Origin of the sequence: Vulcanococcus limneticus LL (assembly GCF_002252705.1) — a bacterium.
GTDB classification, from domain to species: Bacteria; Cyanobacteriota; Cyanobacteriia; order PCC-6307; family Cyanobiaceae; genus Vulcanococcus; species Vulcanococcus limneticus.
The window spans coordinates 47,602-67,400 of sequence record NZ_NQLA01000005.1; the positions used below are offsets into that span (position 1 = coordinate 47,602).

Consider the following 19,799-nt stretch of genomic DNA (forward strand, 5'->3'; position numbering starts at 1 on the left):
CAAATTGAAAAGGGACCAATGGTTCTGAATTTCCCGAGGCGACTGGTTGCCGGTCTCGCCGCAACCGCCGTCGGCGTGTCTCTGGCCTCCTGCGGTGGCGGTGGCGGCGGTGAATCCGGAGGCAAGTTCGACGGAGAAGTGAAGGTCGGCATCCTCCACTCCCTGAGCGGAACGATGGCCATTTCCGAAACGACCCTGAAGGAGGTCGAGGAGATGGCGATCAAGGAGATCAATGAAGCCGGTGGTGTCAAGGTCGGTGGCAAGTCCTACAAGATCGTGGCCGTCTCCGAAGATGGCGCCTCGGACTGGCCCACCTTCGCCGAGAAGGCCCAGAAGCTGATTGATTCCGACAAGGTCGCCGTGGTGTTCGGGGGCTGGACCTCCGCCAGCCGCAAGGCCATGCTGCCGGTCTTTGAAGCGAAGAATCACATCCTCTTCTACCCGATTCAATACGAAGGTCAGGAGTGTTCCAGGAACATCTTCTATACCGGCGCCGTTCCCAACCAGCAGGCTGAGCCTGCCGTGGATTGGCTGATGAAGACCTTCGGCGACAAGCTGGGCAAGAAGGTCTACCTAGTTGGCTCCGACTACGTCTATCCGCGGACGGCCAACACGATCATCAAGGAGCAGATGAAGGCCCTTGGCGGCGAGACCGTCGGCGAGGACTACATCCCCCTCGGTAATACCGAGGTTGCTCCGATCATTGCCAAGATCAAGAAGGCCTTCCCTGACGGCGGCATCATCATCAACACCCTGAACGGGGACTCCAACGTCGCCCTGTTCAAGCAGTTCAAGGCCGCCGGCATCGATCCGGCCAAGTACCCGATCATGTCCTTCTCCATCGCTGAGGAGGAGATCCGCCAGATCGGGCCTGAGTACACCACCGGCACCTACGCCGCCTGGAACTTCTTCATGAGCCTGGACACCCCAGCCTCCAAGAAGTTCACCGCAGACTTCCAGTCCATGTATGGCAAGGATCGGGTGACCGGTGACCCGGCCGAATCGGCCTACAACATGGTCTATCTCTGGAAGAACGCCGTTGAGAAGGCCGGCACCTTCGAGGATCTCGACAAGGTCCGTAAGGACATGATCGGCATCACCTTTGCCGCTCCGCAGGGTGAGATCAAGATGTTCCCCAACCACCACACCTCCGAGCGGGTGCTGATCGGGGAAGCTGAGGCCACCGGCCAGTTCAAGATCCTGGAGGACAGCAAGAAAGCCATTCCGCCGATCCCCTGGAACCAGTTTGTGCCCGACACCAAGGGCTACACCTGCGACTGGACCTTGAATCGGCCGGATGCCGGCAAGTTCAAGATGGGCACCTGATCGCCGTCCCAACCGCTGGTCCGATCCCGGGGTTACCCGAGATCGGACCACCCCGCCGTCCCTCTGGACCTGTCACCGGCCTCGCCCCGCCGCCTTCAGGCGGCGGGGCGGCCCTGTCACCTTCCCCCTCGGGCTGGAGCTGCTCCGGTCCTGAGAACGTCGCTAGCGCTTTCCACCCGTGGAACTTTTCTTTTCCCAGATTCTCGATGGACTCAGCATCGGCTCCGTGCTGTTGCTGGCCGCCACGGGGCTGTCGATCGTCTTCGGTCTGATGGGTGTGATCAACCTTGCCCATGGCGAGTTGATGATGCTGGGTGCCTACGTGACCTTCGTCGTCCAGTCCCTGTTCAAGCCCATGGGGGGGGTGATCTTCGAGCTCTACTTCCCCGTGGCACTGGTGCTCTCCTTCATCGTGACTGCCCTGGTGGGGGTCTTGCTGGAGCGAACCCTGATCCGCCAGCTCTATGGACGACCCTTGGAGACCCTGCTGGCCACCTGGGGGGTCAGCCTGATCCTGATCCAGCTGGTGCGCAGCATCTCCAGCGCCATGCTGATGGGGATCCTGATCGCCGTCGCCCTCGGCTTTCTGGGAACACGTCTGTTGCGCCTCAAGATCGGCGACAAGCCTTTCTTTCCCTATCTCTATGGCGTCACCTGGGCCATTGCCGGCGTGATCGGCCTGGTCAGTGTCAACGCCCTCTCGGCGATCAGGCCCCTCGCGAGCGCCTGGTTCGGACCGCGCAACATTGACGTCACCGCTCCGAAATGGCTGCAGGGCAGCTGGGGCAAGATCGGCGGCATTGAACTGCCCGGCATCCGCATCTTCATCATCCTCCTCTCCATCGTGCTGCTGCTGGCGATGGTCTGGTTCCTGACCAAGAGCGCCTGGGGGCTCCGCATCCGTGCCGTCACCCAGAACCGTCAGATGAGCAACTGCCTGGGCATTCCCACCGATCGGGTTGACAGCATCACCTTCGGTATTGGCTCCGGGCTGGCTGGGGTGGCTGGATGCGCCATCACGTTGCTTGGTTCCGTTGGGCCCAACCTGGGGGCGGCCTACATCGTGTCCTGCTTCATGGTGATCGTGCTGGGAGGTGTGGGCAATCTGCTTGGCACAATTCTCGCCTCGCTGATCCTCGGCATCATCCAATCCGTTGTGGGATCGGGGTCTCTGCTGATCGTATTCCCGAACCTGCCTCCGGCTGCCAAGGGTGTGGTCGAGTTCTTCGCCACCACCAGCATGTCCCTGGTGTTGGTGTTCATCTTCATTATCGCCTTCCTGCAGTTCCGTCCAAACGGCATGTTCCCGCAAAAGGGACGTTCCGTCGAAGCCTGATAGCGCCCGCGCCGATCCCCCTGACCGCGACCGTTCTCCTCCAACTCTGGAGCTCCAGCCTTGAAACTCGTTCAACGCCTCGTTCCCTGGATCCTGCTGGCGATCGCCCTGTTCATCCTGCCGGCGATCCTGGATGACTTCCGACTCAACCTGTTCGGTCGCTATTTCGCCCTGGCCATCACGGCCCTGGCCATTGACCTGATCTGGGGCTACACCGGTCTTCTCAGTCTGGGACAGGGAATCTTCTTCTCCCTGGGCGGTTATGCGGTGGCCATGAACCTGATGCTCAACACCAAGAGCGAGGCAGGTGGCAATGGCATACCCAAGTTCTTCGAGAACTACGGCGTTGAACAGCTGCCCTTCTTCTGGCAGCCCTTCTGGTCGCCCACCTTCACCCTGATTGCCCTGTGGCTGATTCCGGCGATCGTAGCCGGTCTGGTGGGTTACCTGATCTTCAGGAACCGCATCAAGGGCGTGTACTTCTCGATCATCACCCAAGCGGCGTTGATGGTCTTCTATCACTTCTTCAACGGCCAACAGAAGCTGATCAATGGTACCAACGGTCTAAAGACCAGTACCACCGAACTCTTTGGCATGTTGGTGGGCTCTCCTGACATGCAGCTCTGGCTTTACCGCCTTACCGTGGTATTGCTTCCAGTGGCCTATCTGATCTGCCGTTACTTCACCAGCGGTCGTTTCGGAGATGCCCTGATCGCCATACGCGATGATGAGCAGCGCCTTCGCTTCACCGGTTTCAACCCCGTTCCCTTCAAGACAATCGTCTTCCTGGTGGCGGGTGCCCTCTGCGGCGTTTCGGGTGCCCTCTACACCGTGCAGACCGGCATCGTCTCGCCCCAGTTCATGTCCATCTCCAACTCGATTGAGATGGTGATCTGGGTGGCTGTGGGCGGTCGCGGCACCCTGGTGGGACCGATCATCGGCGCGACCCTCGTCAACTACCTGCGCAGTCTGGTCAGCGAGGCCTTGCCCGAACTCTGGCTCTTTGTTCAGGGGGCCCTGTTCATCTTCGTTGTTGTGCTGATGCCGGACGGCATCTACGGCTGGTTCAAGAATGGCGGGTTCCGTACCCTACTGGCCGCGTTTGGCATCGCGCCAAAGGCCCGCACTTATCCCAAGCTGGATGAAAATGCAACAGCATTGGAGGAGCTCTCCTGATCATTGTCCGCATCGGTGCCAGGCACCTCGCTCGATGCGCCTCCAGTTCTGTCCTCAGCTTTCCTCTGTTCCGTTCGCCTCTTCAGTCGGTCCGAGCCCATGACTCAACCCCTGCTTGAACTCCACGACGTGAGTGTAAGCTTTGATGGCTTCTATGCGCTCACCGACCTCAGTCTGACCCTAAACAAGGGCGAGCTCAAATCCATCATTGGTCCCAATGGTGCCGGCAAGACCACGTTTCTGGATGTGATCACCGGCAAGGTGCGCCCCACGAAGGGAACGGTCACTTTTCGAGGCAAGTCCTTGGTAGGACTGTCCGAGCAGCGGATCTCCAGGGAAGGCATCGGGCGTAAGTTCCAGACCCCTCGGGTGTTCGAGAACCTGACCGTGCTGCGCAACCTGGAACTGGCCGTTTCGCCCCACAAAAGTGCCTTCAACCTCCTCATCGACAAGCTACCTACATCGGCCAAGGATGAAGTTCAGCGGCTGATGCACTACGTCGGCCTGGCGCCCTTCGCCACCACCCGTGCCGGCTCCCTCTCCCATGGCCAGAAGCAGTGGCTGGCCATCGCCACCCTGGTAGCCCAGGCGCCCGAGGTGTTGTTGCTGGATGAGCCTGTGGCAGGTCTCACCGATGAGGAGACGGTGCGCACTGCCGAGCTGATCAAATCCCTGGCGGGCGATCACACCGTGGTGGTGATCGAGCACGACATGGAATTCATCCGCGACCTGAACGCCCCTGTAACGGTTCTGCACCAGGGCCAATTATTGACTGAAGGCCCGCTGGAGCAGGTCAAGGCCGATCCGCGGGTGATTGAGGTGTATCTGGGCCAGAGCGACGACTAGTGCGCTGACCCCGCAGGATTTGCCGCATTCCTTCCCTACTGTCTGCTCATTTTCGCCTTTCCTTTGGACCCATCGCCATGAGCCTCCAGCCGATCCTGCAGGTCTCCGACCTGAACGTCTATTACGGCGAGAGTCATATCCTGCGCAACGTGGATCTCTCGATCCCAGAAGGGCAGATGGTCTGCCTGATTGGCCGCAATGGTGTCGGCAAGACAACCTTTCTCAAGACCATCATCGGGTTGCTGCAGCAGCGCTCAGGCACTGTTCAATACGGCGACAAACAGCTCAAGACGGAACCGCCCTACCGTCGGGCCCGCTCTGGCATTGGCTACGTTTCCCAGGGGCGCGACATCATCCCCCAGGTCACGGTCCGCGAAAATCTGCTGCTTGGTATGGAGGCCCTGCCGGGAGGCCTCGGCAGGAATCGGCACATCGACCCGTTGGTCTTTGATCTCTTCCCCATCCTGGAGAAGTTTCTGAACCGCAAAGGCGGTGACCTGAGCGGGGGCCAGCAGCAACAGCTGGCCATCGCACGGGCCCTGCTTGGCAAGCCGAAGCTGCTGCTGCTCGATGAACCCACCGAGGGAATCCAGCCCTCGATCATCCTCGACATTGAGCATGCCGTGCAGCGAATCATGAAGGAGACGGGCATCAGTGTGTTGCTGGTGGAGCAGCATCTGCACTTTGTACGCCAGTCGAATTTCTACTACGCTATGCAGCGTGGTGGCATCGTTTCCAGTGGCCCGACCGAGCAGCTCTCAGATGCCATCGTCCAGGAATTCCTTACGGTCTGACTCCCGCTCACCATCAGACAAGCCCTGCAGGCCTGGACTCGCGTCCTCGGTCAGCAGGGCTTCTGGTCGTGTGGGTCGTGGGACGACCTGTCCCTGGATCAGCAGCCCCGGTTGAGCATCCAGGGCCTGGTATCACTGGCCCGCAGCCGAGGCTTGGTGCCAGTCTCGCTGCCGGGGTTCTCCTTGCGGACCAGGCGTGGCTCAGCGACTTCGCGCTTCAGACGCAGAGGACCTGTGAGAGTCATTGGCGGGTGGTACAGGCGGCTGCCCTGGGCGCCGCACTGGGGACAGTCCGTGTCGGTCTGACGTTCCGCAATGCTGCGCCAGACCTCATAGGTGTCGCATCCTTGCGGGCACCGGAATTCGTAGACAGGCATCGAGGCAGGGGTGGGAATCGGGGGATCACAGAAGCAGGGGAGGGATCAGCTCCCTCCCCCCTGGTTCACGGGCTTGTCAGCCTTCTCGACGTCCCTGAGGACAGGGACAAGGGCAGGGACCGAGCGTCAGCGGGGCAGGATGTCCTGATCGAAGATGGACGTGGGAATGGCCAGGGTGGCGCAGGCATTGGGAATGTCCACGATGCCACTGATCCGTCCCTCCACAGGTGCACAGCTCAGCAGCAGGTAGGCCTGCTCGCCCGTGTAGCCGAACCTTTTGAGATATTCGATCGCGTTGAGGCACGCACGGCGGTAGGCAATATGCACATCCATGTAGTGCTGCTTGCCCTCAAACTCATCCACCGAGATTCCCTCGAACACCAGGTAGTCGGTGAAGTGGGGCTCCACTGGGCTGGTCTTGAACATGGGGTTGACCATCCCGTACTTCTCGACACCCCCCTTGATGATCTCCACGTGCAGATCCAGGTAGCCCGACATCTCGATGGCGCCGCAGAAGGAGATCTCCCCATCCCCCTGGGAGAAGTGGATGTCGCCCATCGAGAGTTTGGCGCCTTCCACATAGACGGGGAAGTAGATCCTGGTGCCCTTGGTGAGGTTCTTGATGTCGCAGTTGCCGCCATGCTCCCGAGGTGGCACGGTGCGGGCCGCCTCGTTAGCCACCCGCTCAAACTCCGAGCCGGGCAGGGTGCCAAGAATGGCGCTGTTGGGGTTCGGCAGCGCCGCCAGCACCGGCTCGCTGCCGGATAGGCCAGCGCCGTAGGTGCGGCGATCCGGTGCGGTATTCACCAGCTCGGTTTCGCGCCGGTTCCATTCCCGCAGCAGTTCTTGGGAGGGGGCACAACCGATCAGGCCCGGGTGGGTGATGCCGGCGAAGCGCACACCGGGTATGTGCCGCGATGAGGTGTAGATGCCCTCGAAATCCCAGATCGCCTTGGCGGCCTTGGGGAAGTGATCCGTGAGGAAGCCGCCACCATTTTCCTTGGCGAAGATGCCGGTAAAGCCCCACTCATCACCCTGCAGGGCACCCACATCCAGAATGTCCACCACCAGGATGTCCCCCGGCTGGGCCCCATTGACCCAGATGGGTCCACTCAGCACATGGACGACTTCGAGATTGACGTCGGCGATGTCCTGGGGGTCATCGTTGTCCTTGATCTGGCCGTCGGTCCAGTCCTTGCATTCGATGCGGAACACCTCGCCCGGGTTGACCGATACCACGGCAGGAATGTCGGGATGCCAACGGTTGTGACCCGGCATCTCCTGTTGATCCATCGGCTTGGTGAGATCAACCTTGAACAAAGTCTTGGGCACAGCAGACAACCCGAACGGTTTCGGGGGCATCCAAGGCGACGAATCCACGTCGCGAGGTGTCATTTGCTACTGGATCTGGGTCGCTGTAACGTGCCTGGGCCCGCAGATGGGCCCCTCGGCTCACCCTTTGGATCGGACCTCAGCCGGGCGGTCGTCGAAGTCACCCCGGCGGCAGAGATTGTCCTTGAGGCGCTGCATCCATGCCGTGGGGATGAAGCCACCGCTGGCTTCGATCCGTCCGTCGAAGTGATACAGAACCTGGCCCTGCTTCTTGCTGGCTGGGCGTTCCGCCTCCGCCAGGTTGTCGATCCGATGGCCGTAGAGATTATCGTAGGTGGGCCAGCCGGGCTGGTTGCGCACGCTGCAGATCCCGCTGAGCGTGTAGAGCTGGCCGCCTGCGGGGGCGCCGGGCTCCTGCACCCGCACCACCCCCCTGTAGAGGCCATTCGGGAAGCCGGGGCGGAACGCCTGGACCAGATCCACCCGGGTATCCCCCTCAGCGACCAGGGTGTCACCGGCGCGGGCCTGCTGGACCGCCACCTCACGCCGGGCGCCGCAGGCCGCCAGCGCCAGCAGCAGAGCCACCCCCACCCCTGCGGGCGTCAGGCGCCGCGAGTCGCCAACCGCCATGTCGTCTCGAGCTTGTCGTGCGCAGCGCGACCCTATGACGGCTGCCCGGGCGGTGTCCGCCGCCCCTGGTCCGCCGCCGCCTAGCCGGCCGCGCTACGCAACTCCACCCGAGCGTCGGACGAGATGTGGGGCAGGCGCGTGGCTACCGCCAGCGGGAACACCGCCAGCGCGAAGGCGGCCACCACGGCCGCCTGCCCCCCCGCGGACCAGGCCAGGGTTCGCCCCGGCCCGATCAGTTCGCTGATGGCCAGCAGGCCCCCCAGGTAGAGCCACCACCAGGCGCCGCTGCGGGCCTGCAGGGGACGGCCACGGCGCCACTCCACGAGGTTGAACACCAGGGCCGGACCCAGCAACAGCCCCACGGCCCCTTCGAGGGCGCCGCGGCCGCACCACAGGATCGCCCAGCTGGCCGCCACGAAGGTGAGCGGGCACCAGAGCCCGGCCCAGGGGAGCCTGAAGGCCCGCGGTTCCTCGGGCAGCTGCCGCCGCAGGGCCAGCAGGCTCACGGGGCCCATGGCAAGGGCGATCACCAGGGTGGCGGTGAGGAAGCTCACCACCCGCTGCCAACTGGGGCCGCCCAGCAGCAACAGCAGGCCGATGGCCAGGCTCCAGAGCAGCGCCATGGCCGGCACGGCCTGGCGGTTCAGGCGGCCCAGGCCGGCCGGCAGCAGGCCGCAGCGGCCCATCATCCAGCCCACCCGCGCCGACACCCCCAGGTAGGTGAGAGCCGTTGCCCCGGGGGAGATCACCGCATCGCTCAGCAGCAGGGTCACCACCCAGCCGAGGCCGAGGCCCAAGGCGACCGCCACCAGCGGCCCGCCGTGGGCGGTGAGCCGCAGCTGGGCCCAGCCGCCAGCAAGCAGCTCGGGCGGCACCGCCACCAGAAAGGCCAGCTGCAGCACCAGGTAGATCGCCAGAGAGATCCCGAGCCCCAGCCCCATGGCGAGCGGCACATCCCGCTGGGGGCGGCGGGCCTCCCCGGCCAGGTCCATGGCGGTGCGGAAGCCCAGAAGGCTGAACAGGATGCCGCCGGCGCCGATGGCGCCTACCACCCCACTGCCAGCTGCGCCGGCGCTCGCCGGCTCGGTACCCACCAGCGGCGCGCCCAGGTTGCCCCAGTGGCCCGCCGTGAGCATCAGGGTCAGCGACACCAGCAGCGGCACCACCAGCTTCCAGGCGGTGAGCCCCTCGATCCAGCGGGCCAGCCAGGTGATCCCCGCCAGATTGATCCAGGCCATCGCCAGCAGCAGCAGCACCGCCACCATCAGGCCGGCGCCGCTGAGCACCTGGCCGGCGCCCCCATCGGCGGTGAGCCAGGGCAGGCTGCTGGCCAGGTACTGGAGCATGGCCAGCACCTCGATCGTGGGCAGGCTCACGTAGGCGATCCAGGCGCACCAGCCGCCGATGAAGCCGGCGCTGCGGCCATGGCTGAGCAGGGGGATCTGGGCCAGGGCGCCGGAGCTGGTCACCAGGGCCCCGAGCTCAGCGAACACCAGGGCCAGCGCCAGGGCCAGGGCACCGCCCAGCAACCAAGCCAGCAGGCTGGCGGCACCGGCGGCGCGGGCGGCGTAGAAGGGGGCGAACAGCCAGCCCGAGCCGATGGTGCTGGTCACCACCGCCAGGGTGAGGCTGCGCAGGCCCAGGCTGCGGCGCAGTTGGCTGCTGGAGTCGGGGGCCATGGCGGAGGCGGCGGTGTCCCATTGTGGCCGCTGCCGGGGTGATCAGCCCGCGAGGATCAAGCCGCGAAAAGGGACCGCCAGAGCCCCTCGGGATCCGGCCAAAGCGGCAGAGGGTGGCCGTCGAGCGCCGCCAGGGGGCGGCAGCCCAGGCTGTTGAGCAGCAGCACGGCGCCATCAGGGAGGGCCGGGGCCCCCGGTGGGTTCGTGCCGCTCGACACGTCCATGGTGCTGGCCTGGCCCGCGCCGCCTGCTGGGCCGCTCAGACCGCACGGGTCGCCCAGGCTGGCGGGTTCGATCCGGGCCTCCGTGGCCAGCCCCAGCTCCAGGGCCCGCCGGCGCATCACCCCCGGCAGGCAGCCACTGCTCAGCGGTGGCGTGAGCCACCGGCCAGCGCGCCGCACCAACAGATTCGCGGCACAGGCGCAGCACAGCTCGCCCGTGGTGCTCAGCAGCAGGGCGTCGTCGGCACCGGCGCGGCGGGCCTCGTGGCGGGCCTGGATCGCGGGGGCGTAGGCGAAGCCCTTGCAACGGCTCAGCAGGCTGTCGGCGTTGCGCCGCTCCAGGCGACTGGTGATCGCCGTGAGCGGCTGAAACGTCGCTTGGGTAGGGGTGAGCTGCAGCCAGAAGCGGGGCTCCAGGGGCGCTGCCCCGGGTTCCGGCAGATCCAGACCGCGGGCGTTGGGACCCCCTGATCCCCGGCTCCAGTTCAGCCGCAGGGCAGCGCTGCTGGCCCCCACCTGCGCGCGGGCCACGGCTTCGTGGATCAGCGGCTCCAGGACGGCGGGGCCCGGCGGCGGCGCCATGGCCAGCAGGGCCGCCGCGTGATGCCAGCGCTCGAGATGCTCCGCCAGCAGCCGCGGCTGGCCCGCCTCCACCAGCACGGTCTCGAACAGGCCATCGGCCAGCAGCAGGCCCCGATCGCTCAGGGGGATGGCCAACTCATCCGGGCCGCCCCAGCGCCCCTCGAACCAGGCGATGGGGCGGGGAGCGGGGGCCGGGTGGCTCATGGGGCCACGGCCCGCGGGGTCACCACTTCTTATACGGCAGGAATTTGCCGCACAGGGTCACCTGAACCCGGTCGCCGGCTGGGTCCGCCACCCGATCGACCTTGAGGCTGAAGTCGATCGCCGACATGATCCCGTCGCCGAACTGCTCCTGGATCACGTCCTTGAGGGGCAAACCGTAGACCTGCAGGATCTCGTAGAAGCGGTAGAGCAGCGGATCGGTCGGCAGCACCGGATCCAGCCCTCCCTTCACCGGAAACTGGGTGAGGGGTTCCACCAGCTCGGCCTCCAGGCCCAGGGCATCCGCCAGGGCACTGACCTCCTCAGCCGAGGCGGTCGACTGGCCGTGCAGGAGGCTCGCCACCCACACCGGGTCGCGGCCGAGGCGGGCGCCGAGATCGGCGAAGCTCAGACCGGCGCGACGCTTGGCGGCCAGCAGGGTGTCGGTGAGGGGGGAGAGGGCCACGGGATCGGGGCATGGGCGGGGCGGACCGTATGGCCCGGCGGCATCCGGCATGGTCGCGGTTGCCACCGGGGGGTGTGCCATCGGTTCCTGCTTGCCCTCAGCCCGCCAGGGCCCGCAGCAGCGGCTGCAGCTTCCAGCCCAGCTCCTCGGCCTCAGCTGCGGGGTCGGAGTCGGCCACGATGCCGCAACCGGCGTGCAGGCGCAGCTGCGCCCCCTGCATCAGCAGCGTGCGGATGAGGATGTTGCTGTCGAAGCTGCCGTCCCAGTCGAGACGCAGCAGGGCGCCGCAGTAGGGGCCACGCGCCACGGGTTCCAGCTCCCCCAGGCGCTGGCAGGCCCGCACCTTGGGCGCGCCGGTGATCGAGCCCCCGGGCCAGCTGGCCCGCAGCAGGTCCACCCAGCTCCGGCCTGGCGCCAGCTGGCCGGTCACCACGGAGGTGAGGTGATGCACCTGGGGGTAGCTCTCCAGTCCCACCAGCTGCGGTACAGCAATCGAGCCGGGCACGCAGACCCGGCCCAGGTCGTTGCGCAGCAGGTCCACGATCATCACGTTCTCGGCCCGGTCCTTGGGGCTGCACACCAGCTCGGCCGCCGCGTCGGCATCCCGCTCCGGATCCCTGTAACGCGGCCGGGTGCCCTTGATCGGCCGGGTTTCGATCAGCCCCGTGCCGCTCACCTGCAGGAAGCGCTCCGGGGAGGCGGAGAGCACCGCTTCCCCGGCGGCGCCATCGCCGCCGATGGCCAGGCCGGCAAAGGGGGCCGGGCAGTGGCCACGCAACTGTCCGTAGAGGGCGAGGGGATCGGGCGCCGCGGCCAGGGTCTGTTCCACGCAGGCCGTGAGGTTGGCCTGGAACAGATCGCCGGCGGCGATCCAGGCGCGGATGCGCTCCACACCGCGGGCGAAGCCGGCGGGGTCGGTGTGCCAGCGCCAGCCCTCGAGGGGGATGGCACTCGTGGGGGGAAGGTCCGAACCCTCGCCGTCCGCGGCTCCGCCACGCCTAGGGGCCCCGCCAACCCCAGCGGGCTCCGGCAGGTCTGTCACCAGGGCGGCCAGAGCCGCGTTGCGCTCTGGGTCGCTGCCCTCCATGACCAGCCTTCGCTCCCGCAGGTCGAAGCGCAGCACCGGATCGTGGCGGGCCAGCCAGAGGCTGGCCATGGCGCTGGCCCGCCAGTGGGGTGCCGGCTCCAGCCAGGCTCCGGCCTCGTAGCTGAGCCAGCCGCTCCAGTGGGCCGGCTCACCGGCCGCCCTGGCCGCCAGTTCCGCCAGCACCTGAAAGGGATCCACGGCGCCTGGCTCGCCGGGCCGGCCGCGGCAGACGCGCTGCTCCAGGGGATCCGCCGCCAGGGTGGCGTGACGCCCAAGGGCGCTGCCGTCGCCATCGAGCCAGATCAGGCCCTCCCGGCCGTAGGCGCGGGCCAGGGCGGCTGCCACGGCGGCCGGCTCCCGCCAGGGCAGTGCCTGGGGCCACAACGCCTGCCCCGTGCCCCCAGCCGTGGCCGTCACGCGCCCGCTGCCCCCGAGGCCAGGTCGGGGCGGCCCGCCTCCACCAGGGCGGCATCGCGGATGCGGCAGCTGTCGCAGACGCCGCAGGGCCGCTCGCCGCCGGCATAGCAGCTCCAGGTGGCGGCGATCGGCACCCCCAGGCGCAGGGCCTGGCGCACGATCTCGGCCTTGCTCCAATACACCAGTGGCGCCCACAGCCTCGCCCCGTGGCCCTCGCGGCCTGCCTTGCTGGCCAGGTCCGCCAGAGTCTGGAAGGCGTCGAGGTAATCGGGGCGGCAGTCGGGGTAGCCGGAATAATCCACCGCGTTCACGCCCAGCACGATCTGGCTGGCTCCGCGGGCCTCGGCCAGGCTCAGGCCCAGGGCGATGAACACGGTGTTGCGGCCCGGCACATAGGTGGAGGGGATCACGCCGACCTCCACGCCGCCGCTGGGCACGGCGATGGTGGTATCGGTGAGGGAGGAGCCGCCCCAGGCGGCCAGGTTCACGTCGATCACGTGGTGCTCCGCCAGGCCCAGGGCCGCGGCCACTGCGGTGGCAGCCTCCAGTTCGCGGCGGTGGCGCTGGCCGTAGTCGAAGGAGAGACCGATCACCCGATAGCCGGCCTCCAGGGCCAGGGCGGCGGCGGTGGCCGAATCGAGGCCGCCGGAGAGCAGGGCCACGGCGGTGGGCCGGGATCCAGGGCTGGGCTGAGCCATGGCCGTGGGCTGGGGGCTGGTGTTGCGGCTCACGGGCGGCAGGGCACGGCGTCCATTGTGGAAGCTGGCGCGCTGGGCGCTGGCCCTTTGGCGGCCAGCGTGCTGGAAGCCAGCCCAGCCCTGGCCATGATGCGGACAGCCGCCCCCGCCCGCGATGGCCCCGCCCGCTTCGATCGCCTCCCCCATCCCCCCCGCCGCCCCACGGCGCGCGCCCGGGCCTGGGCCCCTGCTGAGCGCCGCCCTCGCCGCCGGCCTGCTGGCCCCCCTGGCCGCCACCGCCATCCCCCGCCTCGACCTCAAGCCCTACGCCCCGCCGGCCGCCGGTGAACGCCGCTGGGTGATCCAGCTGCCCGGGGTGCTGCGGCCCAGCCCCGATCCGGCGATCTCCCCCAACCCGGCCGACTGGCGGGTGGAGCTGCTGGTGGGTCGCACCGTCCAGGTGGACTGCAACCAGCAGCGCCTCAGCGGCCGGCTCAAGGCCGAAACGGTGCCGGGCTGGGGTTACACCGTCTACCGGGCGATCGACGTGGGGCCACTGGTCTCGACCAGGCGGGCCTGTCCGCCCAATGAAGGGCTGCGCCAGGCCTTCGTGCCGCTCGGCAGCAAGCCCTTCGTGGTGCCCTTCAACGCCAGCCTGCCGATCGTGCTTTACGCCCCCAAGGATCTGGAGGTGCGCTGGCGCCTGTGGAAGGCGGAAGCGGTGCAGCGCCCCGCCCAGCAGCTCTGAGGCGCGGCCAGCGCCTCTGGACAGCCCGTCCGGCTCCGACGTGGGCCTGGCTCAGCGCACGCCCAGCCACTTGTGGCTCTGCAGGCTGAGACGCCAGCGGGGATCGCGGCGCACGTGGGCGATGGCCAGGGCCTGGCCCTCCGGGCTCTGCCAGCCCGGCTGCAGCAGCAGCCCGGGGCCGTCGCCGCCCGGAGCCCCATCGCCAGGGGCCCCGCCGGCATGGGCGGCCCGGGACGCGACCGCCGCCTGGGCCATGGCCTCAGCGAAGGCCAGATCCTCTTCCCCATGCACCACCACCTTCAGCTCGTGGCAGGCGGCCAGCAGCTCCGGCCGCGGTGGGCGGTGCCGCTTGGGCGAGAGGGTGATCCAGTTGAAGCGGCCCGTCAGCGGATCCACGCCGCTCGTTTCCAGGTGCAGGGGCAGACCCGTGCCCGCCAGGGCGGCGCAGAGGGGGCCCAGGTCGTGGTGCAGCGGTTCGCCGCCGGTGACCACCACGAAGCCGGCTCCCTCCCGACCGGCGGAGCTGGCCGCGGCGGCCAGCTCCGCCAGCGGGAGCCGGGGGTGCACCTCGGCAGGCCAGGAGTGCTTGGTGTCGCACCAGGGACAGCCCACGTCGCAGCCGCCCAGCCGCAGGAAGAAGGCACTGCGGCCGGCGTGGGCCCCCTCGCCCTGGAGCGAGTGGAAGGTCTCCACCACCGGCAGGGTCAGGGCGGCGCTGGTGGACTCGGTCACGGCACGGGAGAGGGCTCGGTCACGGCACTGCCTCGATGCGGCTGTGGAGCGGAACTGGGCCGGCACTGGATCCTCTCTACCGTGCCACGGCAACATGCCCTGGAATGAACGGCTGCAGCGGCATGGCGATGAACTGCCTGATCCTGGAGGACCAGGCGCTGCTGGCCGATCTGCTGGCCCGCAACCTGGCCACCTACCCGGGCCTGAAGGTGGTGGGGATCGCCGGCAGCGTGGCCGAAGGCCGGCGCCTCTGCCGCGAGCACACGCCCGACCTGCTCGTGATGGACCTGATGCTGCCGGACGGCCTGGGGGTGGAGGTGGCCGAGCAGCTGATCCGCGACCGCCCCGAGGCGCGGGTGATCGTGCTCTCGGCCGAGTGCCAGCGGCTGCAGTGCTCGCGCCACCTCCACAACGCGATCGTGGCGGTGATCGACAAGACCGAGGCGCTCGAGAAGCTGCAGCACCAGGTCCGCCGCCTGCTGGTGGAGGCCCGGCTCGGTGGGGAGGGCGCCGACGGTGGCGAGGCCCCCGCCGGGGCGCCGGCCCACTGGGACCGCCTGACCCGCCGGGAGCGGGAGGTGTTCCAGCTGATCGGTGAGGGACTCTCCAGCGAGGCGATCGCCGAGCGGCTCGGCCTGTCGGTGCTCACCGCCCGCACCCACCGCAAGCACATCACCTCCAAGCTCGGCATCAAGGGCGGCGAACTGGTGCTGCTGGCCTCCGCCTTCGTGCGGCACGCCCCCTGATGGGCCGACCGCGCCTGCGGCTGCCGGCCCTGGGCAACCGCGCCACCACGGTGCTCCTGGCGCTGGCCTACGCCCTGGTGGGCAGCCTGACCCTGTGGCTGGTGCGGGAGGCGGGCTATGGCCTGGCGGTGCCGGTGTGGCCCGCCAGCGGCCTCGCCCTGGCCCTGCTGCTGCGGCGCGGCCGGGCCCTGGCGCCGGGGGTGCTGGTGGGCTCGCTGCTGGTGAACCTGGTGAACCTGCCCCTGCTCTCGGACGCACCGGCCCCCCGACTCGCCACCGTGGCCGTGCCCCTGGTGATCGCCCTCGGGGCCACCCTCCAGGCCGTGCTGGGGGCCGCCTGGGTGCGCCGGCGGCTTGGATCCCGCCCGGCCCTCGACCGCGCCCAGGACATCTTGCGGCTGGTGCTGCTGGGGGGGCCCTGCGCCTGTCTGGCGGGCTCGGTCTTCGGTGTGGGTGCCCAGCTGCTGGCCGGTGTGGTCACGCTGGCCCAGGCACCGGTCGCCTGGCTCACCTGGTGGGTGGGTGATTCGGTGGGCGTGATCGTGTTCGCGCCGCTGGTCCTGATGTTGCTGCCAGACCGGGGGGCGCTGTGGCGCGGCCGCCGCTGGCGGGTGGCCCTGCCCTCGCTGCTGGTCACTGCGCTGTCGGTAGCCGTGTTCCTGTTCAGCGCCGCCCAGGAGCGGCGCCAGCTGCAGCTCTATCTGGCGCAGCAGGCCACCCAGGCCAGCAGCGCCCTGCAGCGCAATCTGGTGCGCCACCAGGAGGTGCTCGAGGGCCTGCGCAGCCTGATGGCGGTGCACACCCTGACCGTTGCGGGCGACTTCGAGCGCTACACCCGCAGCAGCCTGCAGCGCCTCGACGGCCTGGATGCCCTGTCCTGGAATGTCTTTCTCCGCCCGGAGCAGCTGGAGCCCTTCGAGCAGCAGCGGCGCCGGGAGACGCCGGGCTACCGGATCTTCGAGAGGGGACCCAACGGGACGCCGCAGCCGGTTGAGCCAGGTCGCTCCGGCTACGTGGCCGTGGACTACATCGAGCCGCTGGCCCGCAACGCCCGTGCCCTTGGCTTCGACATCGCCTCGGATCCGGTGCGCGCCCATGCCATCGATCGGGCCCGGGATTCCGGCCGGATCCAGGCCACGGCCCCGATCCGGCTGGTGCAGGAATCCGGCAGTCAGCAGGGGATCCTGCTGTTGCTGCCCGTGTATCGCAACGGCGGGCAGGGCCAGGATCCGGAGCAGCGCCGCCGCGATCTGAAGGGCTTTGCGGTGGGCGTCTACCGCTTCGGCAACCTGCTCAACGACACCTTCGCCGGCGGCGATTACGACCAGCTGAGCCTGCGCCTGCTGGATGTGACCCCCGGCGAGGGGGCTGTGGAACTGGCCCGCCGCGGCCACCCCGACCTGCTCAGCGCCGCGCTGCCCCGCACCCCCGTGGTGAGCCAGCGCTTCGAGCAGGCCGGACGGCTCTGGAAGCTGGAGGTGCGGCCCGCCGCGGGCTCGCTGCAGGGCCGCAACCTCTCCACGGCCCCGGCCCTGCTGGTGGGTGGCCTGCTGGTCTGCGGTCTGCTGGAGGCGCTGTTGCTGCTGGCCACGGGGGTGGAGAGCCGGGTGCGCATCGAGCTGGAACGCAAGCTGCGCACCAGCCTGGCGGCCGCTGCGGTGGCCCATGAGATCAAGCAGCCGCTCACGGCCCTGCTCTACCAGGCCGACTGGCTGGAGGCGGAGCTGAGGCGCATCGAGGGGGCTCCGGCCGCGGTCCAGGGGCTGCCGTCTGGCCCGGATCAGGCTGGCGTGCTCCTACCCCTGATCAAGGCCGCCGAGGGCGTGAGCTGCCAGGCCCGCCAGGTGAGCATCACCGTGGAGAAGATCCGGGACGTGCTCCGCAACGTGGCCAGCCAGCTGGCGCCGATCGACCTGACCGATCCGATCTTTGGCGCCCTGCTGCTGGCCAAGGCCGATCTCAACCGCTACCGGATCCGGCTCGAAACCGTGGGGCTGGAGGAGCCGGTGACGGTGCTGGGGGACCGGGAACAGCTGCAGCTGGTGGTGCACAACCTGATCCGCAACGCCATCGAGGCCACCGGTGCCGGCGGCGGGGTGCGTCTGGCGCTGCACCGCGGCGACCAGGCGGTGGAGCTGGAGGTGGCCGATGACGGCCCCGGCTTCCCCCAGGGCCCGGTGGACCTGGATGGGCTGCTGATGGCCAGCAGCAAGAGCGAGGGCCTGGGCATCGGCCTCTATGTGGTGCGCTGCGCGGTGGAAAACCACCACGGCAGCCTGGAGATCGGCCGCTCCGACCTGGGCGGTGCCTCGGTGCGGCTGCGCTTCCCACTGGCCTCCAAGCTCTGAGGGGGCCGCAGGGGGAGGAGCCGGCCTCCCCGATACCACTCCTCCGCTCAGGCCACGGCTGCCGGAGCGCTGGCGGCGGACTCGAGCCCGGGCTCCAGCCGCAGCTGCGCCGCCTCGATCAGGCCACGGAACAGGGGGTGGGGTCGCCCAGGACGGGAGAGGAATTCGGGGTGGTACTGGCAGGCGGCGAAGAAGGGGTGGCCCTTCAGCTCGATCAGTTCCACGAGGCGGCCATCCGGTGAGGTGCCGCTGATCTCGTAGCCCGATTCCAGGAACAGGTTGCGGTAGGCGTTGTTGAACTCGTAACGGTGGCGGTGCCGCTCGTAGACCACTGCATCGCCATAGAGGCGGTGGGCCAGGGTGTCCGGCGCCAGGCGGCAGGGGTAGACACCCAGGCGCATGGTGCCGCCCAGGTCCACCACGTCCTGCTGCTCGGGCAGCAGGTGGATCACCGGATGGGGGGTGTCGGCATCCAGCTCGGCGCTGGTGGCGCCCAGCAGGCCGGCCTGGTTGCGGGCCCACTCGATCACGGCGCACTGCATGCCCAGGCACAGCCCCAGGAACGGCACCCGCTGCTCGCGGGCCCAGCGGATCGCCGCCACCTTGCCGTCCACGCCCCGGTTGCCGAAGCCCCCCGGCACCACCACCGCATCCATGCCCGCCAGCAGTGACTCCGCTCCCTGCTCCTCGATCTGCTCGGCGCAGATCCAGTGCAGATCCAGCGAGGCATCGCGGTCGATGCAGGCGTGGCGCAGGGCCTCCACCACCGACAGGTAGGCGTCGTTGAGCTGCACGTACTTGCCCACGAGCGCCACCTTCACCACCGGCCCCGGGTTGCGCAGCTTGTGCACCAGCTCGGCCCAGCGGGCCATGTCGCTGTCGTGGTCCTCCAGGCCGAGCAGCTCCAGCACCTCGCGGCAGAGGCCCTCCTGCTCCAGGGCGATCGGCACCGCGTAGATGCTGTCGGCATCGAGGGCCTGGATCACGGCCCGGCTGCCCACGCCGCAGAAGCCGCCGATCTTGGCCCGCAGGTCATCGCTGATCTCCCGATCGCTGCGGCACACCAGCACATCCGGCTGGATGCCGATCGAGCGCAGCTCCTTCACGGAGTGCTGGGTGGGCTTGGTCTTCAGTTCGCCCGAGGTGCCGATGTAGGGCAGCAGGGTCACGTGGACGTAGGCCAGATCCTGGCGGCCCACGTCGCCCCGGAACTCGCGGATGGCTTCGAGGAACGGGAGAGATTCGATGTCGCCCACGGTGCCCCCGATCTCGGTGATCACCACGTCGGCGCCGCTGTTGGCCGCCACCCGATGGATGCGCTCGCGGATCTCGCGGGTGATGTGGGGGATCACCTGCACCGTGCCCCCATTGTAATCCCCCCGGCGCTCTTTGTTGATCACCGACTGGTAGATCGAGCCGGTGGTCACGCTGTTGAGGCGCGACATGGCGGTGTCGGTGAAGCGCTCGTAGTGGCCCAGGTCCAGGTCGGTCTCAGCGCCGTCCTCGGTGACGAACACTTCACCGTGCTGGAACGGGCTCATCGTGCCCGGATCCACGTTCAGGTAGGGGTCGAGCTTGAGGATCGAGACGCTGTAGCCCCGGCTCTTCAGCAGGCGCCCCAGGCTGGCGGCCACGATCCCCTTGCCGATGCTGGACACCACGCCACCGGTCACGAAGACGAATTTGGCCATGGCACCTCGGGCGACCCTTCAATTTACCGATCGTCATCGAGGGGTTCGCGGCGGCCCTGCGCCGGAGGCGGCTCGGCGCCCGCGGGGCGGGCGATAGCCGCCTCCGGCGCAGGGCCGCCGCGAGGGCGGGAGGGGGTGGGGCAGGGGGCCGAGTTCGGGTGGGGAGGGTGGTGGGGCCGAGGGCTTGGGAAGGGGGCGTGGTCGAGGTCCTGGGTTGGGGCTGCATGGGTTCGGCGCTGGCTGTTGGCCCTCTGGTGGCTACCTGCTGGCCGTTCGGCCTGCCCTTCCCCCTGCTGGCTGCTGCCAACCGCCCTCCCCCTCACCCCAAGGACCTTGCGGAGCGCTCCCAGTGTCGGGCTGGCGGCGGGATTAAAGCCCAACGGGCTG

Annotated in this window: 18 protein-coding genes; 8 read left to right on the forward strand and 10 right to left on the reverse strand. The window is 68.3% G+C overall.

The window, feature by feature from the left end:
• Positions 1-18: 18 nt before the first annotated feature.
• The 5 genes from urtA (at position 19) to urtE (ending at position 5,478) form a co-directional block, all read left to right on the forward strand.
• Positions 19-1,326 carry an urea ABC transporter substrate-binding protein gene (gene urtA / locus CJZ98_RS04375; RefSeq protein ID WP_094588743.1) on the forward strand — a complete coding sequence of 436 codons (1,308 nt, stop codon included), beginning with the start codon at positions 19-21 and terminating at the stop codon, positions 1,324-1,326.
• Positions 1,327-1,504: 178 nt separating this feature from the next.
• Entirely contained in the window at positions 1,505-2,662 is a 1,158-nt protein-coding gene (urtB, locus tag CJZ98_RS04380) for an urea ABC transporter permease subunit UrtB (RefSeq protein ID WP_094588745.1), read from the forward strand.
• Positions 2,663-2,722: 60 nt separating this feature from the next.
• Positions 2,723-3,838 carry an urea ABC transporter permease subunit UrtC gene (gene urtC, locus CJZ98_RS04385; protein ID WP_094588747.1) on the forward strand — a complete coding sequence of 372 codons (1,116 nt, stop codon included), beginning with the start codon at positions 2,723-2,725 and terminating at the stop codon, positions 3,836-3,838.
• 99 nt (positions 3,839-3,937) lie between these two features.
• Positions 3,938-4,684: an urea ABC transporter ATP-binding protein UrtD gene (gene urtD, locus CJZ98_RS04390; RefSeq protein WP_094588749.1), complete on the forward strand. Its 747-nt coding sequence runs from the start codon at positions 3,938-3,940 to the stop codon at positions 4,682-4,684.
• A 77-nt stretch (positions 4,685-4,761) separates the two neighbouring features.
• Positions 4,762-5,478, forward strand: coding sequence for an urea ABC transporter ATP-binding subunit UrtE (gene urtE / locus CJZ98_RS04395; protein WP_094588750.1), 717 nt, complete (start codon positions 4,762-4,764; stop codon positions 5,476-5,478).
• A 98-nt stretch (positions 5,479-5,576) separates the two neighbouring features.
• Here the strand turns inward: urtE and CJZ98_RS04400 are convergent, their stop codons facing one another.
• From CJZ98_RS04400 to queC, 8 genes are all read right to left on the reverse strand, one after another.
• On the reverse strand, positions 5,577-5,855 hold the full coding sequence (locus tag CJZ98_RS04400) for an FmdB family zinc ribbon protein (protein ID WP_094588752.1): 279 nt from the start codon (positions 5,853-5,855) through the stop codon (positions 5,577-5,579).
• 126 nt (positions 5,856-5,981) lie between these two features.
• Positions 5,982-7,250: a formamidase gene (fmdA, locus tag CJZ98_RS04405; protein ID WP_456300663.1), complete on the reverse strand. Its 1,269-nt coding sequence runs from the start codon at positions 7,248-7,250 to the stop codon at positions 5,982-5,984.
• Positions 7,251-7,307: 57 nt separating this feature from the next.
• Positions 7,308-7,817 carry a hypothetical protein gene (locus CJZ98_RS04410; protein WP_094588756.1) on the reverse strand — a complete coding sequence of 170 codons (510 nt, stop codon included), beginning with the start codon at positions 7,815-7,817 and terminating at the stop codon, positions 7,308-7,310.
• A gap of 80 nt (positions 7,818-7,897) precedes the next feature.
• Complete coding sequence (locus tag CJZ98_RS04415; protein WP_094588758.1) at positions 7,898-9,496, reverse strand: APC family permease; 1,599 nt, start codon at positions 9,494-9,496, stop codon at positions 7,898-7,900.
• Between the two features lie 56 nt (positions 9,497-9,552).
• Positions 9,553-10,503, reverse strand: a complete 951-nt coding sequence (locus CJZ98_RS04420) for an aminotransferase class IV (RefSeq protein ID WP_094588760.1) — start codon at positions 10,501-10,503, stop codon at positions 9,553-9,555.
• Positions 10,504-10,522: 19 nt separating this feature from the next.
• Positions 10,523-10,966: a cyanase gene (gene cynS, locus CJZ98_RS04425; protein ID WP_232756188.1), complete on the reverse strand. Its 444-nt coding sequence runs from the start codon at positions 10,964-10,966 to the stop codon at positions 10,523-10,525.
• A gap of 97 nt (positions 10,967-11,063) precedes the next feature.
• Complete coding sequence (locus tag CJZ98_RS04430) at positions 11,064-12,398, reverse strand: anthranilate synthase component I family protein (protein WP_390902061.1); 1,335 nt, start codon at positions 12,396-12,398, stop codon at positions 11,064-11,066.
• A gap of 68 nt (positions 12,399-12,466) precedes the next feature.
• The gene (queC, locus tag CJZ98_RS04435) at positions 12,467-13,168 is read right to left on the reverse strand and encodes a 7-cyano-7-deazaguanine synthase QueC (RefSeq protein WP_094588897.1); all 702 of its coding nucleotides are present in this window, start codon (positions 13,166-13,168) and stop codon (positions 12,467-12,469) included.
• A gap of 154 nt (positions 13,169-13,322) precedes the next feature.
• Here queC and CJZ98_RS04440 point away from each other — a divergent pair, with 154 nt between their 5' ends.
• Positions 13,323-13,895, forward strand: coding sequence for an ecotin family protein (locus CJZ98_RS04440; RefSeq protein ID WP_094588766.1), 573 nt, complete (start codon positions 13,323-13,325; stop codon positions 13,893-13,895).
• A gap of 51 nt (positions 13,896-13,946) precedes the next feature.
• Here CJZ98_RS04440 and CJZ98_RS04445 read toward each other — a convergent pair whose 3' ends face one another.
• The gene (locus tag CJZ98_RS04445; protein WP_094588768.1) at positions 13,947-14,627 is read right to left on the reverse strand and encodes a 7-carboxy-7-deazaguanine synthase QueE; all 681 of its coding nucleotides are present in this window, start codon (positions 14,625-14,627) and stop codon (positions 13,947-13,949) included.
• 104 nt (positions 14,628-14,731) lie between these two features.
• Between CJZ98_RS04445 and CJZ98_RS04450 the strand changes: the two genes are divergently transcribed.
• Together CJZ98_RS04450 and CJZ98_RS04455 are read left to right on the forward strand one after the other, a co-directional pair.
• Positions 14,732-15,373 (forward strand): response regulator transcription factor, encoded by a 642-nt coding sequence (locus CJZ98_RS04450; protein WP_232756189.1) that lies wholly within the window; start codon positions 14,732-14,734, stop codon positions 15,371-15,373.
• On the forward strand, positions 15,373-17,721 hold the full coding sequence (locus CJZ98_RS04455; RefSeq protein ID WP_094588772.1) for a CHASE domain-containing protein: 2,349 nt from the start codon (positions 15,373-15,375) through the stop codon (positions 17,719-17,721). Before CJZ98_RS04450 ends, CJZ98_RS04455 begins: the two co-directional genes overlap by 1 nt.
• A gap of 47 nt (positions 17,722-17,768) precedes the next feature.
• Here CJZ98_RS04455 and CJZ98_RS04460 read toward each other — a convergent pair whose 3' ends face one another.
• Entirely contained in the window at positions 17,769-19,412 is a 1,644-nt protein-coding gene (locus tag CJZ98_RS04460; RefSeq protein ID WP_094588774.1) for a CTP synthase, read from the reverse strand.
• Between the last annotated feature and the right edge of the window lie 387 nt (positions 19,413-19,799).